General features: G+C 33.0%; 18 protein-coding genes and 1 pseudogene. 13 read left to right on the top strand and 6 right to left on the bottom strand.

The window, feature by feature from the left end; genetic code table 11:
- Positions 1-33: 33 nt before the first annotated feature.
- Positions 34-993: an ornithine cyclodeaminase family protein gene (locus tag MT340_RS11255; RefSeq protein ID WP_243590038.1), complete on the top strand. Its 960-nt coding sequence runs from the start codon at positions 34-36 to the stop codon at positions 991-993.
- 83 nt (positions 994-1,076) lie between these two features.
- Here MT340_RS11255 and MT340_RS11250 read toward each other — a convergent pair whose 3' ends face one another.
- Positions 1,077-4,010 (bottom strand): 5'-nucleotidase C-terminal domain-containing protein, encoded by a 2,934-nt coding sequence (locus MT340_RS11250; protein WP_243603872.1) that lies wholly within the window; start codon positions 4,008-4,010, stop codon positions 1,077-1,079.
- A gap of 286 nt (positions 4,011-4,296) precedes the next feature.
- Between MT340_RS11250 and MT340_RS11245 the strand changes: the two genes are divergently transcribed.
- The 3 genes from MT340_RS11245 to fosB all read left to right on the top strand — a co-directional run bounded on the left by MT340_RS11245 (position 4,297) and on the right by fosB (position 7,798).
- Positions 4,297-5,253 carry an L-threonine 3-dehydrogenase gene (locus tag MT340_RS11245; RefSeq protein ID WP_243590035.1) on the top strand — a complete coding sequence of 319 codons (957 nt, stop codon included), beginning with the start codon at positions 4,297-4,299 and terminating at the stop codon, positions 5,251-5,253.
- 479 nt (positions 5,254-5,732) lie between these two features.
- Positions 5,733-6,809, top strand: coding sequence for a branched-chain amino acid aminotransferase (locus MT340_RS11240; RefSeq protein WP_243603871.1), 1,077 nt, complete (start codon positions 5,733-5,735; stop codon positions 6,807-6,809).
- A gap of 569 nt (positions 6,810-7,378) precedes the next feature.
- Positions 7,379-7,798: a FosB/FosD family fosfomycin resistance bacillithiol transferase gene (gene fosB / locus MT340_RS11235; protein ID WP_243603870.1), complete on the top strand. Its 420-nt coding sequence runs from the start codon at positions 7,379-7,381 to the stop codon at positions 7,796-7,798.
- A 340-nt stretch (positions 7,799-8,138) separates the two neighbouring features.
- On the opposite strand, the gene MT340_RS11230 is transcribed toward fosB, so the two are convergent.
- On the bottom strand, positions 8,139-8,561 hold the full coding sequence (locus tag MT340_RS11230) for a VOC family protein (protein ID WP_243603869.1): 423 nt from the start codon (positions 8,559-8,561) through the stop codon (positions 8,139-8,141).
- A 280-nt stretch (positions 8,562-8,841) separates the two neighbouring features.
- Here MT340_RS11230 and MT340_RS11225 point away from each other — a divergent pair, with 280 nt between their 5' ends.
- The 3 genes and pseudogenes from MT340_RS11225 to MT340_RS11215 all read left to right on the top strand — a co-directional run bounded on the left by MT340_RS11225 (position 8,842) and on the right by MT340_RS11215 (position 11,823).
- Positions 8,842-9,297 carry a GyrI-like domain-containing protein gene (locus MT340_RS11225; RefSeq protein ID WP_243590032.1) on the top strand — a complete coding sequence of 152 codons (456 nt, stop codon included), beginning with the start codon at positions 8,842-8,844 and terminating at the stop codon, positions 9,295-9,297.
- A 202-nt stretch (positions 9,298-9,499) separates the two neighbouring features.
- Positions 9,500-9,813: pseudogene (locus tag MT340_RS11220) on the top strand (transposase); the annotation flags it as partial.
- 777 nt (positions 9,814-10,590) lie between these two features.
- Entirely contained in the window at positions 10,591-11,823 is a 1,233-nt protein-coding gene (locus MT340_RS11215) for a Fic family protein (protein ID WP_243590031.1), read from the top strand.
- Positions 11,824-12,092: 269 nt separating this feature from the next.
- On the opposite strand, the gene MT340_RS11210 is transcribed toward MT340_RS11215, so the two are convergent.
- Positions 12,093-12,806 carry a phosphatase PAP2 family protein gene (locus tag MT340_RS11210; RefSeq protein ID WP_481906666.1) on the bottom strand — a complete coding sequence of 238 codons (714 nt, stop codon included), beginning with the start codon at positions 12,804-12,806 and terminating at the stop codon, positions 12,093-12,095.
- A 330-nt stretch (positions 12,807-13,136) separates the two neighbouring features.
- Here MT340_RS11210 and MT340_RS11205 point away from each other — a divergent pair, with 330 nt between their 5' ends.
- Positions 13,137-13,295: a hypothetical protein gene (locus MT340_RS11205; protein WP_243590029.1), complete on the top strand. Its 159-nt coding sequence runs from the start codon at positions 13,137-13,139 to the stop codon at positions 13,293-13,295.
- Positions 13,296-13,401: 106 nt separating this feature from the next.
- Positions 13,402-14,100 (top strand): HAD family hydrolase, encoded by a 699-nt coding sequence (locus tag MT340_RS11200; protein WP_243590028.1) that lies wholly within the window; start codon positions 13,402-13,404, stop codon positions 14,098-14,100.
- Between the two features lie 247 nt (positions 14,101-14,347).
- On the opposite strand, the gene MT340_RS11195 is transcribed toward MT340_RS11200, so the two are convergent.
- Complete coding sequence (locus tag MT340_RS11195) at positions 14,348-15,010, bottom strand: deoxynucleoside kinase (RefSeq protein ID WP_243590027.1); 663 nt, start codon at positions 15,008-15,010, stop codon at positions 14,348-14,350.
- The gene (locus MT340_RS11190; RefSeq protein WP_243590026.1) at positions 15,003-15,620 is read right to left on the bottom strand and encodes a deoxynucleoside kinase; all 618 of its coding nucleotides are present in this window, start codon (positions 15,618-15,620) and stop codon (positions 15,003-15,005) included. The genes MT340_RS11195 and MT340_RS11190 overlap by 8 nt, the downstream gene beginning before the upstream one ends.
- A gap of 64 nt (positions 15,621-15,684) precedes the next feature.
- Between MT340_RS11190 and tadA the strand changes: the two genes are divergently transcribed.
- The 4 genes from tadA (at position 15,685) to MT340_RS11170 (ending at position 18,551) form a co-directional block, all read left to right on the top strand.
- Positions 15,685-16,158, top strand: a complete 474-nt coding sequence (gene tadA / locus MT340_RS11185) for a tRNA adenosine(34) deaminase TadA (RefSeq protein ID WP_243603868.1) — start codon at positions 15,685-15,687, stop codon at positions 16,156-16,158.
- A gap of 134 nt (positions 16,159-16,292) precedes the next feature.
- Positions 16,293-17,165, top strand: coding sequence for a Cof-type HAD-IIB family hydrolase (locus MT340_RS11180; protein WP_243590024.1), 873 nt, complete (start codon positions 16,293-16,295; stop codon positions 17,163-17,165).
- Positions 17,166-17,186: 21 nt separating this feature from the next.
- Complete coding sequence (locus MT340_RS11175) at positions 17,187-17,753, top strand: NADPH-dependent FMN reductase (protein ID WP_243590023.1); 567 nt, start codon at positions 17,187-17,189, stop codon at positions 17,751-17,753.
- Positions 17,754-18,098: 345 nt separating this feature from the next.
- Complete coding sequence (locus tag MT340_RS11170) at positions 18,099-18,551, top strand: YSIRK-type signal peptide-containing protein (protein ID WP_243603867.1); 453 nt, start codon at positions 18,099-18,101, stop codon at positions 18,549-18,551.
- Positions 18,552-18,564: 13 nt separating this feature from the next.
- Here the strand turns inward: MT340_RS11170 and MT340_RS11165 are convergent, their stop codons facing one another.
- Entirely contained in the window at positions 18,565-19,008 is a 444-nt protein-coding gene (locus MT340_RS11165; RefSeq protein WP_243590022.1) for a hypothetical protein, read from the bottom strand.
- Between the last annotated feature and the right edge of the window lie 5 nt (positions 19,009-19,013).

Raw genomic sequence — 19,013 nt, 5'->3', positions numbered from 1 at the left:
TAATGATGAATATACATGTATGGGGGCGTTTAGATGCTAGTATTAAATGAGCAAGATCAACAGCAATTGTTGAATATGGAAGAAGTCATTGAGGAAGTCGCGCAGTCGTTGCAAGCATTTTCAGAGGGAAAAACTGAAACACCATTGCGCTATGTCTTACCATTTAATGATGAAAATAGATATTTAGTTATGCCAGCACTCTCAGATGAATTAAAAATAGTCGGTATCAAAACTGTAACATTTGCACCGGATAATCCTAAAAAAGGCAAAAAAACAATCACAGGATCTGTACTATTAAGTGATTATGAAACGGGAGAAACGTTAGCAGTATTAGATGGCAGTTATTTAACAAAAATTCGTACTGGTGCAATTTCAGGCGTAGCTACTAAATATTTAGCACGTGAAGATGCGAAAACATTATGCGTGATTGGCGCAGGAGACCAAGCTGAAGGACTAATTGTAGCAGTGATGGCCGTTAGAAACATAGAAACTGTGCACTTCTCAAGTCGAACTAAAGAGAATGCGGAACGTTTAGCTCAAACTGTGAAAAAAGAATATAACGTATCTACAAAAGTGTTTGATGAGGGAGACGATGCGATGGAAGAAGCGGATATCGTAGTGACAGCAACTAATTCTACGAAACCAGTATATTCGCATTCATTACATCCGGGTGTTCATCTTAATGCAGTTGGTTCTTTTAAACCAGAAATGCAAGAACTGCCATCTGATTCTATGCTAGTCGCTAATAAAATTGTAGTGGAATCTGTCGAAGCAGCTATGGAAGAAACTGGTGATTTAAAAGTACCTCAAGAAGAAGGTATTATCACAAAAGAATCGTTACATGGAGAACTTGGCGATATCGTTGCAGGTAAAATACCAGGACGTGAAAATGATAAAGAAGTCACTTTATTTAAATCAGTAGGCTTAGCAATTGTAGATATTGTAGTAGCGAATTATTTTTATAAAAAAGCAGTAGAAAACAGTGAAAAATAACAAATAGAAATTTAAAAATAGGAAACCGTGTAAATGGCACTTAATCGTTCCATTTACACGGTTTTATCGTTATCTAAATACAGTTATGCTGATTTTTTACGGTTACGTAAGTAAACTAAACCGGCGCCTGTTGTCACTAATATGATAGCGATCCCATGTTCTACAATATCTCCATTTTTACCAGTGTTAGGCAATTGAGTAATAGGAGTTTGAGATTGGTCTACAGTTTTATGTGTGTTCGCTACTTTTTCCACGTTAGAATGATGTTTAACGTTGTGTATATGAGTTGTATTTGTGTGATGATCTGTCACCACTTGATGGATTGTTCCATAAGATGGTTTGTTCATCGACATTGCTGTTTCTTTTGATGCTTGAGATTTGCCATTTAGGTGAGTAACCTTTTCGCAACCTACTGCATGTTTAGAAGGGTTTGCTTCCTGTCCTTTTGTTCCTACTGTATTTGTATTGTGATCTTGATGTTGCGTAGGGAAGGCGATGATGTTGTCACCTTTATGGTGGTTATGTTTACCACTTGCTACGTGACCTTTTGTTGCTTCATTTTCAGAAGAAGAATGATGTTCTGAACTTTGAGGTGCCTCATGGTCTTCATGATGGGCAACTTCGCCGTTATGGTTAGGTGTATCCACATCCACGTCAGCTCCTCCATCGTTATGACCAGGTTGAGGTGTGCCGTTAGCGTTATTGTTGTTATCGCTAGTGTGAGCGCCTGTATTAGGCTGTTCCTCACTTTCAGGCTGACCGTTAATAATACGTACAGGCTCTGTTGTATCATATTTGCTTAAATCCGCTTCTTTAATATATTGCGCCACGACGGCATCTAATGAAATGCCTTCTTCGCGTTGTCCGCCAAACATATCATAGCCATCCCCTTGATTAGCTGTGAAATCATTTGTAGTAACGTAATATGTGCGATTTGGATCTAAGTCTTCGTACACACCTGTTTCTTTATTCAATACTTTAATCGCATTGACGCGATGTCCTGCTTCTTTATTAATATCAAAGTACACGCGAATTGAGTCAGATACTTGTAAGAAGCCACCGTTTGGCGCTAATACCGTTTTGCCATCTTGCGTTTCTGTATCCGAACTAAGACTGTGTTCGAATGCTTTTTCGACATCTGAACCTTTAACTTGAATTTGTGAAATTAAGTTTCCGAATGGTAATACTGTAATAATATCGTTTTCTGTTACTTTACCTTTTTCAATAGAAGCGCGAATTCCGCCACCATTTGTCACTGCAAAGTCTGGTTGATGTGAGAAGTTCTTAGCGCCATATGCTTCCATTGCATCTGTAATTAAGTTACCTAAATTGGTTTCTTGTGTACGCGCTTGGGCACGTTCTCCGTTAAATGTCACGCTGTTGTTAGGAATGACCACTGTAGATGTTTCTTTCAAGAATTCATCGTTGGCTTTCTTCGTTTGTGCTTCGATTTGAGGGTCAGCTGTCACATCTTTAGCGTCCGCCACATTGGTTAGTGAAGCATTAACGTCAGAAGCTTTTTTATTTTGAAAATTAAAATCCACACGGCCAACATTAGCTAGTGCCGTTCCAGTCTGAGCAAGGACATTGTTTTTACCATAATGTTCACCATGTTCAATGACAGTATGTGAATGTCCATCTAATACAAAAATGGGTTGCTTGAAAGCGCCACTTTTTGTTAATTGGTCGATAAGGTAATCGCCACGCCAAATAGACTTTGTTGATTTATCTACACCTAAATGCGATAAAATGACGAACACATCGACATTATTTTTAATATCTGTCATTGCTTGCGTCACACTAGGAAGTGGATCTTTGAATTCGACACCTTCTACAGCAGTAGGAGAAGTCTTTGTCTTGGTTTCAGGAGTTGTTACACCCACAATCCCATAACGAATATTATTTTTATTAACAATCGTAGAAGGTTGGAACACACGCTGTCCGTTTTTATAAATGTTAGATGAAACCATTGGGAAGTTAAGTTGTTTCTGTAAACGCATTAATTGGTCATAACCAAAATCAAATTCATGGTTTCCGATAGTCATCGCGTCATAACCCACACCATTCATCGCTTTAGCCATTTCGTCACCTTTAGAGTTGTTAGAGACTGGTAATCCTTGGAAAGCATCGCCAGAATCAACGACTAAATCTGGATGATATTGATCTTTGAGTCCCTTAACTTTAGCCATACCAATTACTCTACCTTCCTCTTCTACAAAACGGCCATGAATGTCATTAGTATGTAAAATTGTATGCTTTGCAGTGTTAGTAGAAGTCTTAGAAGTTGGAGCAACTGCTTTTGTTGAAGGTTTAACAGGTTCTGCTGCTTTTGTTGCTTGAGTTGTGTCTTTAGGAGTTTCTTTTTTAACTCTCTGTGTTGTATCTGTGGTAGTATTTGGTGTTTCTGTAGTGTTGTTATTTTGCGGTTGTTGAACTGAATCTTGTGCAGTTTTTGAACTTTTATTCTCTTGCGTAGCAGGTTGTGTTGCCACTCCTTGAGTAGTTGCTTTTTCCTCTGAATTTGGAGATGCTGTTGTCACTTTGGACTTCTCTTGAGACGCCGGTGCCACTTCTTGAGTAGGTACTTCAGTGGTAGCTTTCTTTGCACTGTTTGTAGATGCTACATTTGTAGTCTCTTGCGATGCTGATGTCGCAGTTGATTTAACTTCTTGAGAAGACGTTTCTACCGAGGTTTCATTTTTGGAAAAGGCAGAACCTTGAGAAGAATCAAGGGCCTTCTCTGAAGTAGCATGTTGTGTAGAAGTTGATGTCACATCTTGTTTTGGTGATGTGGTATCCTGGTTTGTTGCTTTCGTATCTTGTTGTTCTGTGGTTGTATCTTGTTGTGTTGAGGTCGTATCTTGTTGAGAAGGTGTTTGAACTGATGTAGGTATTTCAGTACTAGCAGTATTATTAGCCGAGTTAGTATCTTGTGTTTCGGCAGCGTGGGATGTGCCAGATACTAAACCGAATGCTAAAAATAAAATAAGTATGAATGGAACGAGATACTGTTTCATATTAGCCTCCTTTGTGAATAAAATTTACATTTTCATCTTAGCATAAGGTGGAAAAAATAAAGCTTTCTTGTGGGATTATTTACGTTAATTTTAAAAATAATTAATAATAATGGTGTTTTGTGGGCTAAGTATCTCTGACTTTTCAAAAAAAGAGAAAAGTAAAAAGGATGTACTTTGTGAGTATACAAGAAAGCGCTTTTATACTATAATAAACATGTAATCAGAGACTATGTATTCTCTGAAAGGACAATTATACGTGTAAAACACACAAAGGGAGCTTTTATTTATGGAAAGAATAGTTATTACAGGAGCGCTTGGTCAAATCGGGACTGAGTTGGTATTAAAATGTCGTGAAATTTATGGGAATGATAATGTTTTAGCGACGGATATTAGAGAGCCTGAAGAGGGGTCATCGGTTGCAAATGGGCCGTTTGAAATTTTAGACGTAACTGATCGTGATAAAATGATGAACATCGTTGAGGACTTTAAAGCGGATACGTTAATGCATATGGCTGCTTTATTATCTGCAACTGCTGAGAAGAAACCTCTTTTAGCGTGGGACTTAAATATGGGCGGTTTAATGAATGCTTTAGAAACTGCTAGAAAATATGACTTACATTTCTTCACGCCAAGTTCTATTGGTGCGTTTGGTGATTCTACGCCTAAGAAAAATACGCCACAAAATACAATTCAACAACCTACTACTATGTATGGTGTGAATAAGGTTGCTGGTGAGTTACTATGCCAATACTACTTCAAAAAATTCGGCGTGGATACGCGTAGTGTGAGATTCCCTGGTCTTATTTCTCATGTTAAAGAGCCAGGTGGCGGTACGACTGACTATGCGGTTGAGATTTACTTTGAAGCGGTTAGAAAAGGTCGTTATACAAGCTATATCGCGAAAGACACTTACATGGATATGATGTATATGGATGATGCGATTGATGCGATTATTAAATTGATGGAAGCGGATGCTGACAAGCTTGAAACGCGTAATGGTTATAACTTAAGTGCGATGAGTTTCGAGCCTGAGGAAATCAAAGCTGCAATTCAAAAACATTATCCTGATTTCGTGTTAGATTATGAAGTGGATCCAGCGCGTCAAGCGATTGCGGATAGCTGGCCTGATAATATTGATACGAGTTATTCTCGTAAAGAGTGGGGCTTTGATCCTAAATATGATTTAGCTGGTATGACTGAATTAATGTTAAAAGCGATTGAAGAAAAAGAGCAAAATAAATAAGTTTGATGTATTGAACTAGCAGGGTCGTAGCGCCCTGCTAGTTTTTTGTGTGAAAAGGGGTCTAAAATGGATTGCCATTTCACTTAAGTTGAGGTGCTTGCCTAGGGGGCTGGGTCGAGCCCTGGTCTCGACACTCATCCTGCTCCCTCAGGCGTCACTCAACTACGTTCCATTATCCATTTTAGAACTAATTAATAAAATATTTGAGCATTTTCATTCAATATATTTATTGTGTTTCTAATACTTTTTTACTTATATAATCATTAATATATATGTAAATAGCACTCATAAAATTTTAGAATTACTAATATTTATTTTCAAAGATGAATTTAAATTAATTGTTAATGTATGTTACGTTAAAAGTAAGGGTTTACAATAAGGATTTAGTTTGAATTTTTCGAAAATTTATTGAATAGCAAATTTGAGATTGCTATAATTTAAGTTACTATTAATAAGGAAAACATTAGGAGGTTTTCATCATGTCAGAAAAAGTTAAATTTGAACAACGCGAGACACTTAAAGACAAACCAGAAGGCAATTTGGGATTTGGTCAGTACTTCACTGACTACATGTTAAGTCTTGACTATGATGGTGATAAAGGTTGGCATGATTTAAAAATCGTTCCTTATGCACCAATTGAAGTTTCACCAGCTGCACAAGGTCTTCACTATGGTCAAGCAGTGTTTGAAGGATTAAAAGCGTATAAACATAACGGTGAAGTAGTATTATTCCGTCCAGATCAAAACTTCAAACGTATCAACGATTCATTAGCACGTTTAGAAATGCCTAAAGTAGACGAAGAGTTATTATTAGATGGATTAAAACAACTGGTTGATGTTGAACGTGACTGGGTACCTGAAGGCGAAGGTCAATCATTATATATTCGTCCATTCGTATTCGCAACAGAAGGTATTTTAGGGGTAAGAGCTTCTAATCAATACAAATTATTAATCATTTTATCTCCATCTGGTGCATATTATGGTGGCGACACTTTAAAAACAACTAAAATTTATGTAGAAGACGAATATGTTCGTGCCGTACGCGGTGGTGTAGGTTTCGCTAAAGTAGCAGGTAACTACGCAGCAAGCTTATTAGCACAAACAAACGCGAACCAATTAGGTTACGACCAAGTATTATGGTTAGACGGTGTTGAACGTAAATATGTTGAAGAAGTAGGTAGTATGAACATCTTCTTCGTTGAAAATGGAAAACTCGTTACACCAGCATTAAATGGTAGTATCTTACCAGGTATCACTCGTAAATCAATTATTGAATTAGCTAAAGAACTTGGTTATGAAGTTGAAGAACGTAAAGTAGACATTGACGAATTATTCGAAGCATACGATAAAGGTGAATTAACAGAAGTATTCGGTTCAGGTACAGCAGCAGTTATTTCACCAGTAGGCGTATTAAAATACGAAGACCGTGAAATCGTTATTAACAACAATGAACCAGGCGAAATCACTAAAAAATTATATGATACTTACACAGGCATCCAAAGTGGTAAATTAGAAGACAAACACGGCTGGAGAGTCGTAGTACCAGAATATAAATAATCGAGATTTTAATGAGCTAGAAACGCTGAAATAAGCAGTTTCTAGCTTTTTGTTTTGTACGAGGAATAATGTATATTACATTGAGTAACAAATTTGAAGATAATAGTTTATTGCTTAGCCCCAATATGGGTGGAGTAAATATTATTTTCGACTCAAATGTATGTTATGCGTTTCATAATTCAAATATGAACATTGATATATGCAATTGTGTCTACATCTCATAAGGTGTTTTAGCGTATTACTATAGGGCATGAGTTTACCTTTGGAAAATGTGGAATGATTATTAAGTAAAAAATATTATTACTTATATAATGTTTAACGCCACTTAATTGTGGTGTTTTTATGTTGAGAAATTTTCTATATTGCAGAAACGATATTTTTTCTCCTCTCTACCGTAGCATTTTACGACATTAGAGAAGCGGACCATAACAACCGTTTCACTTTTAATTTTTTCAGTTTTATAATACCTAAAAAGATGTAGCTCTAAATTGGGACTACATCAAAATTAAAGGTAATATATAATGTAGGTGAAAAGTTGAATACGAAATAATATGAGGGGATGAAATTAAATGATAAAATCTATAAATCATATTACTTTTTCAGTGTCAAATATGGAACAATCTATAAAGTTTTATAGAGATATTCTAGGAGCAAATATGTTAGTAAAAGGAGAAAAAACTTCTTATCTTACTATCGGAGGAGTTTGGCTAGCTTTAAATGAAGAGAAACATATACCTAGAAATGAAATACATCATTCATATACACATATAGCTTTCACGATAGAAGAAAAAGACTTTGATTATTGGTATAAGAAACTAAGAGAAAATAATGTGAATATATTAGAAGGCCGAAAAAGAAATGTTAAAGACAAAAGATCAATATATTTTACCGATCCAGACGGCCATAAACTAGAATTACATACTGGCTCCCTTCAAGATAGAATAAATTACTATAAAGAGGATAAGCCAAATATGAAATTTCACAATTAAATTAACTAGCTTATCAGTTTAGCAATATGGTTTGTGCCTATTCTTGATTTTTAGGGTATAACTAAGTAAAAGCACATAAATTGAAAGTAGTAAAAAGCAAGCCCTAAAAAAGATTAGAGAAATTAGTAAGTTTGGCAAACGCGAAAAGAAATATATATGAAGATTTGAACATTCAAGAGTTAGCACACGGACAAGTTATATACATCGTTCTAAACGTCACTTAATGAGTGGCGTTTTTATTTAGAATACATTTTGAATAAGCTAATACTTGTCTTGAGTATTTTCTAACTTTAAAGGTTAGTTGCAAAAGGAATTTGATAAGGTGTCTGAGTATAATCGTTTAGAAATTTCTTGAAGTTGTCTTCATTAACTTTTCAAAATCGGTATCAATTATATTTGATTGTGTAAGTGTTAGTGTTAGTAAGTGACCATCTAAGTCTTTGATAGTCATTTCCTTAGCATTCCATGGTTTTTCTTCTAGTTGATCTACTACAAATTTTGAGGATATACGTTCTTCCAAGTCACTTATATCTTTAACTAAAATATTTAAATACGTTGCATTACCAACTTCGAATTCATCACTAGAAATTAACATTATGTCTTGATATTTTTCTAATCTCAGATGATTCATTAAAACCTCGTTTTTATCATTTCTAAATTTAAATATACTTTTAAAGCCCAAAGTTTTTTCATACCACTTTGTCGCTTTTTCGATGTTATTAACTAATATTTTATTAAACATCGGCATTTGATAAAATTCCATATTTTATTCCTCCTCTATCTTTCTGATTTAACTAAAACTTAAACTATGACGTAACGTTAAAGTCAACAATAGATGAAATCTAAATATTTTTAATGAACTTGTTATTTTAGTAATGGGCTTGAAAGGTGCACTTTTAAGTATGGACATATAATCTTATAATCGAGGATGTTTATAATAAAAAGTCATTCGTTATATGAATATTTTTAATTTATAAAAATATTTTAAAATATTTATTGCTATAAATTTTAACTCGGGTTATGTTCTCTGTGGAGGCGATATTATGAATTATGAAATTGAAAAATTAAATGATAGCGAAGTAATTTATATGAGAAATATAGGAGATTATGGTAGTAATCAAAATTATAAAATGATGAAAGATTTTAAGAATTGGATTAGAGTTAATGGATATTGGAAATATGTTGAAAAGTATGGCGTATTAGGTATAGCTTTAGATAACCCTCAAGAAGTTGAAAACGATCAATGTAGATATGATTTAATTTTAAAAATAGATGAAACAGTGGAAGATAGTAAGGTGAACAAGAGGAATTTTACGGGTGGTATATATGCCGTATTTACTATTCCTCATACAAAAGAGAGCATAGTAAACTTCTTTAATAATTTAGAAAACATACTAAAAGAAAATGAATTAAATATGAGATATGATCCAATCATAGAGCGATACAAAGAAGAAGAGGGACTAGATAAAATATGCGAAATGTTAGTGCCTATACAATGATATAATAAAAGCATGCGAGCAAGCTAAATACAATTTGTCACTAACAAAGTGGCTTATTTATTTAATTGATTGTATAAAGAAAACCATACGCTATGAAGTATAGTTCAGAAAAGGATTTCCCGATATCTAAAGAAAAAGCATCTCTACGTGCTAGAATATAGGTCAGCCAACCCAAATAATCAACACGAGGAGATGCTATTTAATGTCATCCGACACAAACAGTTTAGCACATACAAAATGGAATTGTAAGTATCATATAGTCCTTTGCCCCAAAATATAGAATGCCAGTGATATACGTAAAGATAAAAAGGGATATTGGAGTTATTTTACGTCTGTCAATTTAAATTAGGAGTATTCTCATTTGTCGGATATTTATAAAGTGAAAGTAGTTTAAAAATTTTTGATAGACATACTAATTTAAAATATAGATATGGAAATAGAAAGTTTTGGTGTAAAGAACTTTATGTAGATACAGTAGGTAAAAGAACGTCAACAAGAACTAACTATTTGATTAACGATTGCTAGTCTAATATTTCAAAGCAGACCACTTATTAGAATGTTCTTCTAAAAGGTCAGGACGAAAGTTTTTAAATCGTTATATATGGAGGTGTATAAGATGAAAAGTGAAAAATTAATTACAATTACATTTTATCTATCAATTGTTATTTTAATTATATCGATTATTAATTTAATATTAACATTTATGTTTTAAATATATAATCACATGCGAAGAAGAGTATTAAAACGTCACTTATAAAGTGGCGTTTTTTATATTGAATATGTTAATACTAAAATAAAATTATAGTGTGGAATAGCTTAACTAGAAATTTCAAAAAGATAGATAGTGTGTTAGTTTGAAAATCTAAAGTGAAAAAAGGGGAGTCATCTAATGCCTCAAATTATAATGTTAATCATAACTATCACTTGTATATTATATATTGTTTATTGTTTAGTAAAAGACAAGCCAATTATTAATGTGTTTTTTGCAGTTATAATACAATCAATTTTGCTTTTTTTAATACGCTTTCTATGGATTAATCAATCTTTTAGTAAATCAATTACATCATCGTTTGATTTAGTAACGATTATATTTGTAATTATTTATTTAATTTATAGATTAAATAAAAATAAAAAGAATCAATACAAGTAGATAATGCGCTTCTTTTGTAAAATTGAAAATGAAGACTTTAAAAAGTGAGATTTGAGAGGATCTCTAGATTTTATTAGTAGTATTTAAGAAAGTAGTATAATAATTTTAATTATAAATCTCATGATAAGTAAGGAGGTATTTAATTGGAGTATAAATCGCTTAAAAAGCTTTTTCATATGTATGGTTGGGATAGTATTGAAACTGAATATAATATGAGAATAAATAGTTATTCAAGTTATGTAATAGATTTTATAATTCATCCAATACAAGATGAAAAACAAAGAATAGAAATTAAATATCCCTTATTTTTTGTTATAAATCGTGCATTATGTATTCGTTTAGAAAAGGTTTTAAAGAATTCAGATAGAATTAAGCAACTTTCTGCTTCGTTACCTAAAATCGCGAATGATTCTTACATAAAACATTTATTAATAAATGAGCTACAAAGTACTAATGAAATTGAAAATGTGAAAAGTACGAAAAAAGAAATCGCTGCTTCTTTAAATAAAACTAAAGGCGAAAATAAACGTTTCGATGGGTTAGTTAATCAGTATATTATGTTGGAAAATGGTAATGTATCTTTTAATTCGGTATCAGATATACGTAAAATTTTTGATTCTGTTGTTTCATCTGAAATTAAAGAAACTGATTTGCCTGATGGAAATTTATTTAGAAAAAATTCAATTGGAGTTTATGATAATTCAAAAAGTAAATGGGTACATAGAAATGAATTTAATGAACCAGAAATTTTTGAATATTTGACGATATTGATAAATTTTATTAAGCATTATGAGGCCCCGGCAATTTACAAAATTTTAGCTAGTCATTACATGTTTGAATATATACATCCTTTTTATGACGGTAATGGAAGAGTAGGAAGATATATTTTAGCAAAACTACTAAATGATAATTTAGATTCTTTTACAGCTCTTACTTTTTCATATGTAGTAAATAATAATAAAAATAAATATTATAAATCGTTTGAAGAAGCCTCTGATTATTTTAATAAAGGTGAATTAACAAATTTTATCGATGAGATGATGCAATTACTTATTGAAGGTCAAAACAATATTATAGAAACTTTTGAAAATAACATTAAAATAATTACAAGATTAGCAAAATCACTCGATCAACAAACATTAAATAAATATGATTTAGATGTTCTGTTTGTATTGCTTCAAGACAAAGTGTTTGGAAGTAAGTATTCAAGAATAAGTATAAAAGAAGTGAAAGATATTGTCGGTTATTCAAGAAATAAGGTTAATGAAGTAATTTCTAAATATGAAGATAAATTAGTTAAATTAAAAAGTAACCCAGTCGTTTACGAAGTGAAAGACAGTTATGTAGAAGAACTGATTTCGATTGAGTTGAAATAATTATTTTAACGACAGATTTGCATCTTAAATAATCATTTACGCAAGAAATGCCAAAAACTTATAAAGAAAGTTAAACTTAAGGTATAAGATAAATATATAAGGAGTGGAATCAAATGGCAGACGTATTCGGTTTCATTAAAAAAGTTATCGATTTAGTAAGTGGTATTCTTGTACACGGCGAACCTAAATAAGTTGTTAAATTGTATAGTAAATACCTCCCAAAAGTTAGATGGAATTCTAACATTTAGGAGGTATTTTTTAATTAAGAATTATAAATTTGAAACGTGGTAATTTTTATTTTTTCTAAAAATATTTAATTGATTCCATTTCACCGCAAAACGTTGATATAAAATCATAAAGCCAAAGCCCCAAGATAGACTAAATGTAACGCCTCCTAATACATCTGTTAAATAATGGGCATGGAAGTAAAGTCTTGAGAATAAGATACTCATCCAAGCAATAATCAATATTGAAGTTAATGACCATTTTAATAGTTGGCTGTGAATTTTCGGAACAAAGAACAACACTATAATCATAATAACTAGCGTACTAGCCAATGAATGGCCACTAGGGAAAGAAAATCCAGCATCAATAGATAAATGATCGTAAGGACGAGCTCGATGTAATACATCTTTAAGCAGGATACCTACAACTCCGCCCGATGCTACAGTTAATAGTAGCCAAAGAGATAGTATAAAATGACGTTTGAAAAATACTATCATCGCAATGACAATAGTTAAAATAACAAAAGTGACTATATCTCCATAAGTCGCCACTATAGTCATATAATCGTTAAACCAATGACCTTGATAATTCATTTGTGGCTCGCCAAATGTATGTAAGAACCAATTGAAAGAAGTTTTATCTATAATATTTATCAACAACGTGTGAAGTCGCATGCCTAAAACAATGACTAAGAAAGACAACGCGCTTATAATAAATAAAATATTTATTTTAGATTTATTAAATGAAGTATTCATAATTTATTTGCACCTTTAATCATTTTTAAATAGTTTAACGTATTAAAGTGGTAAAGTAATCGGTACTAAGACGCAGGTAACTATAAGACTTAAAACCTATATACTGGCTAATATACAAATAAGGCCCCCACTAATCTATTGACTAATGGGGGAAGCTTTAACGAATTATGAAGTTGAATAACTACAATATAATTTTACCCACACATAATAGTTGTAAACTACTTATTTTTATAAAAAATCAAATTTTTAGATGAAATAACACGTTCAAATGTTATATTGTTGTTGTAAGTAACAAGTCCTATTTTTAAAAATAAAAGAAAGGTGATAAATATTATGATTATTCGTGCAATTAAAGAATTTATTAAAGGTGCCAAACAAGGTGTAAACGAAGCGAAAGAAAATCCAGAGAAATTTGAATATGGGGTATCTAAGGAAGAGTCACGTCGTAGAAAATTTAGAGAAGAACGTAATAATCAAAAAAATAATAACTAAAAAACTCAACTTTATGCACAAGCATTTCACATTCCTATGCGAATCATAACTATCTATATTACAATAGAAGAGTTATAAATCATGGGTGGCAGGAGTGTTAGTTGAAATGGAATGGATATTATTTGATAAAGACGGTACATTAATTGAATTTGATAAGAGCTGGGAGAAGATTGGCGTCCGTCTTGTAGATAGCTTTTTAGATAAATTTCCAATCGCTGATAAGGAAGCGGCGCATCGTCAACTTGGTGTGATTGATGATGCCATTGTGCCGAATTCTGTCATGGGTTCAGGTTCTCTTGACGATGTGGTGAAAGCATTTAATAATATCGCTGGTGAAGATGTGTCAGATTGGACGCGTAATACAAGTCAAGAGCTTGTAGATACTCGTGTTCCAGAGAATAACTGGATTGAAGGCGTTTATGAAACTATTAAAGCTCTGAAAAATGAGGGCTACAAAATTGGTATCGTTACAAGTGATTCTCGAAAAGGCGTCATGCAATTTTTAGAAGATACAAATTCAAAAGATGCCTTTGACTTAGTTATCTCTACTGAAACACATGCTGCTGAAAAACCAAATCCAGCAGTACTCAATCCATTATTCGATCACTATAATGTTAGACCTGCAGAAGTGGTGATCGTAGGAGATACGAATAATGACATGAAAACAAAAGTAAATGCAGAATTAGGACTAGCAATCGGCGTATTAAGTGGTATCGCTAAAAAAGATGAACTAGAAGACGCAGACTATATCATCGACACTGCCGTAGACGTCCCTAAAATACTAAAACAACACAGCGAAAAATAATTATAGAGTATTAATGTTTGAACATATAAAAAAGTTAATAAATGTGAATTTCCGTTTGAGTAAGTAGTTCTAAGATGAATAACGAATGACGTTGCGCGACTCTTGGAGGAAAAGAAAGAGCTTAAGACTACAGGCTTAAGCCTTTCCCGCAAGAAAGCGTCGCAACAAAATGAGTTAAATCCATTTTAGAACTACGTCAATACACAAAACGCCTGCACAATTCAATTGATTGTGCAGGCATTTTCAATTACCTATTATCCACATTGCGATACGTATTAATAATATGCGCAATTTTATCAATAATTGGGTCTAAAGAATCAGGATCTTCATGAATATCATACTCATTAATATTAATGCGAACCACCGGACACGCATTAAAGTTATTAATCCATTCTTCATAACGCTTAAACAGCTTTTGCCAATACTCAGGATCTGTATTAATTTCCATATCACGACCACGACGCTCAATACGCTCTATTACCTCATCATAATCACATTCTAAATAAATCAATACATCTGGCTTTGGAAAATATGGCGTCATTACCATTGCATTAAATAACTCCGAATACGTCTTAAAGTCATCTTTACTCATCGTTCCTTGTTCTTCATGCATCTTCGCAAAAATATCCACATCTTCATAAATAGAACGATCTTGAATAAATCCGCCACCATATTCAAACATACGCTTTTGTTCTTTAAAACGTTCTGCTAAAAAATAAATTTGTAAATGGAAACTCCAACGTTCAAAATCATCATAAAATTTATCTAAATAAGGATTATGATCTACATTTTCAAAAGAAGTCTTAAAATTCAATTTGTCAGCTAATGCTTGCGTCAATGTTGACTTTCCTACACCCACCGTTCCAGCAATCGTAATAATCGCATTCTGAGGTACGCCATAATTATTCATGTCCACTATCTCCTATCATTGGTTTAATTTGTTCTAAAATATACTGATAATCTGCTTCATTATTAACAAAATCAATATCACTCGTATTAATTAATACAACATTTGCGCCTTCTTGTTTCAGCGCTTTATACAATGCTAAATAATCTCTTTTTAAATTTAATAAGTAATCATCTTCAATTTGATGTTCAAAGCTACGATTACGTTTGGCAATACGCTTTTTCAAAATACTTAAATCAGCATCTAAGAAAATAATCATATTTGGCATTTCAATATCTTCCGTCAAAATATCAAAAATGCGATTGAACTTATCAAATTCTGCATCATTTAACGTATTACGAGCAAAAATCTTATTTTTATAAATGTGATAATCACTGACAACGCCTTGCGTCATTTTTGCAATATCTTTAGCTTGCTTATAGCGATTACATAAGAAGAACATTTCCGTTTGAAAGCTCCATTTAGAAATGTCATCGTAAAAGTCTGATAAAAAGGGGTTCTCGTCAATAATTTCTTTTTCTTCATAATAATTCAAAGTTTGGCTAAGTTTATGAGCTAAAGAAGACTTACCTACACCGATAGGACCTTCGATTGCGATAAATGGTTTATTCATAATCACATCTCCAAATGTTAAAATAGACAATGAGTATTGTATCACAAGTGAGGTAGGGACACACATGGCAAATGATGAATATTACATGAATTTAGCAATTGAAGAAGCAAAGAAAGCGCAACAGCTTGGCGAAGTGCCCATTGGGGCCATTATTGTAAAAGATAATGAAATTATAGCGCGTGCTCACAATTTAAGAGAAACTGCACAACAGCCGACTGCCCATGCAGAACATATTGCAATTGAACGTGCCTCGAAAGTGGTGGGAAGTTGGCGTTTGGAAGACTGTACGCTGTATGTCACGCTTGAACCATGTGTGATGTGTGCCGGCGCGATTGTAATGAGTCGCATCCCTAAAGTAGTATTCGGTGCCATGGATCCTAAAGGCGGATGCAGTGGCAGTTTAATGAATTTACTCGAAGAACCTCATTTTAATCATAGAGCCACGGTAGTTACAGGCGTTCTTGAAAATGAATGTGGCGATTTGTTGCGTAGCTTTTTCCGAGAACTGCGTGCGAAGAAGTCTAAGTCAAACATTTAAGCGTACAAACTGTCGTAAATTTGTTAAAATAAACACTGAATTTAAAGTTTAAAATTTCATAGTTTTGTTAAGCAAACGCCCTTTTTCAAAAAAGAAGATTGATAGGGTTCAAGTCGATGAAACGAGGTAACTGTATGATTAAATTAATAGCAACAGATATGGATGGCACATTGTTAAATGCAGCCCATGAAATTTCCCAGGAAAATATTGATGCCATTAAATATGCGCAATCTCAAGGGATTACGGTCGTCATTGCGACAGGACGTGCGTTCTATGAAGCGAGTACGCCTATCGCGGATACGGATTTGGTTGTGCCGTATATCTGTTTAAATGGGGCTGAAGTGCGTGATGAGTCTCATAATATTATGAGCACGTCACATTTAAATCATGAATTGGTGGAACGTATTAAATCTATCTTGAATAAAGATAATGTGTATTACCAAATCTATACTAATAGAGGGATTTATACAGAAGATCCTACGCGTGATCTAGATATTTACATTGATATCGCTAAACAAGCGGGTCAAGAAGCAGATGTTGAAAAGATTAAAGCAGGAATTAAAAAACGTATTGATAATGGTTCACTAAAAGTGGTAAACAGTTATGAAGATATTGAAGATGTACCTGGTGAATTAATTATGAAAGTATTGGCCTTTAATCCTGACTTAGAAAAGATTAAAGCCATTGGTGCTGAACTCGCAGCTATTCCAAGTTTAGCGATTTCCTCATCTTCGCGAGGTAACTTAGAAATCACACATTCGGAAGCGCAAAAAGGGATTGCACTTGAAACGATTGCGAATAAACTTAACATCGATTTACAAGATGTGATGGCATTAGGCGATAACTTGAATGACGCGTCGATGTTAGAGCGCGTTGGTTATCCAGTTGCTATGGAGAATGCAATACCTGAAGTGAAGGCGATTGCTAAATACGTTACTGATACGAATGAAAATAGTGGTGTTGGTAAAGCAATTATGAAGTTTTTAAAAGAAGAGCAGAATAATTAATTAAAGAGGAGTTTTTAAATAATGAAAGGACTTATTATTGTAGGAAGCGCACAAGTTGGCTCACATACAAATGCATTGGCGAAATATTTAGTAGGTCAATTTGATAGTCATGATATGGATGTTGATATTTTCGATTTAGCTGAGAAACCATTAAATCAATTAGATTTCTCAGGTACGACTCCTTCAGTTGATGAAATCAAAGCCAATACGAAAGAGTTCCAAGAGAAGACAATGAAAGCGGATTTCTTAATTCTTGGTACACCAAACTACCATGGTTCATATTCTGGTATTTTGAAAAATGCGTTAGACCACGTCAATATGGATTATTTTAAAATGAAACCAGTTGGCTTAATCGGCAATAGTGGTGGTATTGTAAGTTCTGAACCATTATCACACTTACGCGTTATCGTAAGAAGCTTATTAGGTATCGCTGTACCTACACAAATTGCCACACATGACTCTGATTATGGCAAATTAGATGACGGTACATTATACTTAGATGACGATCAATTCCAATTACGCGCAAAATTATTTGTCGATCAAATTGTATCATTTGTGAATAATAGCCCTTATGAACATTTAAAATAAAAAAGTAATTATACAGAAAAACGCATATATAATAGAAGAAACTAGTTTGAATTCCATAATAATTAACGCATAGTCTCAATGTACCATACTAATAAGTATGATATTGAGGCTATTATATTTTTCGAACTATAATAATAGAATCATTTAGTACACCAACATTTTTATCTGCAAAAATTTTATACAATTTGGGACAAAATTATATGTTAAATATCATTATTAAATAAGATATATTTTTTATTTAATTATTGGAAGTTTCGATAGTTGCAGATTGATAATAAATTTTATATAATGCATCTAAATCGATATTAAGATTATACTAAATGTGTGTATGGAGTGAGAATGTGAATGAAAAATAGACAAGGATTTTTGCCCAATATATTAAATAAGTATGCTATCAGAAAATTTTCTGTTGGTACAGCTTCTTTACTTATTGGTGCAACATTAGTTTTTGGTGCAGGGAATGTTGCACGAGCTGATGAATTAGATAAAATAACTACGCAAAGCGATACAAATAAGGATAAATCAGAAGCCGTTGATATTAATGAACTTACGAATAGTGGCCAAACTGAGAGCAATGTAACAGAAGAACAACCTGATAATACGTCTAATCAGACTACTGAAAATAAAACTGCCGTTTCATCAGTAGAAAATACTTCTGAAGAAAAAAAAGCGTTGCTACGCCTAGTAATGAAGCCTCAAATAATACTGCATCTGATAGTGAAGAAAGCTCTACACAAGATACAAGTACAACACAAGATAGTCAAAAACAAAGTGAAACAACTTCAAATGAAGAGATAGATCAAACTTCAAATCAAACAAAGCAAACTAAAGAAGCGACAACTTCAAATACGGATAATACAGAAAGCGCTAGTAATGAAAAAGCGAAAGAAGAGCCAGTAGAAGACAAGGGTACTAGCGACTCAAGCAAAGATACTAGTGAGTCAACTAAAGATACTAGTGACTCAACAAAAGATGACTCATCATCAACAAATACTGATGAAAAAACTGATAAAACATCAGAAAAAACAAAAGAAGATGCTACGGATACAAAGAATAAAGATACAAACACAAGTGAGAATGACGATACATCAAGTACAAATAAAACTTCAGATAAGCAATCCTCTAAAGACAGTACTGTAGAAAGTACATCCTCCAAAAAAGATTCTGACAAATCAACACAAGATTCAGATAAATCATCCCAAGATTCTGACAAATCAACTAGTGATAATAAATCAACAGAATTAAGCGATTCCAAAAATG

Origin of the sequence: Staphylococcus sp. NRL 16/872, from assembly GCF_022815905.2 — a bacterium.
Lineage (GTDB): Bacteria > Bacillota > Bacilli > Staphylococcales > Staphylococcaceae > Staphylococcus.
This window is presented reverse-complemented; position numbering and strand designations above follow the sequence as displayed.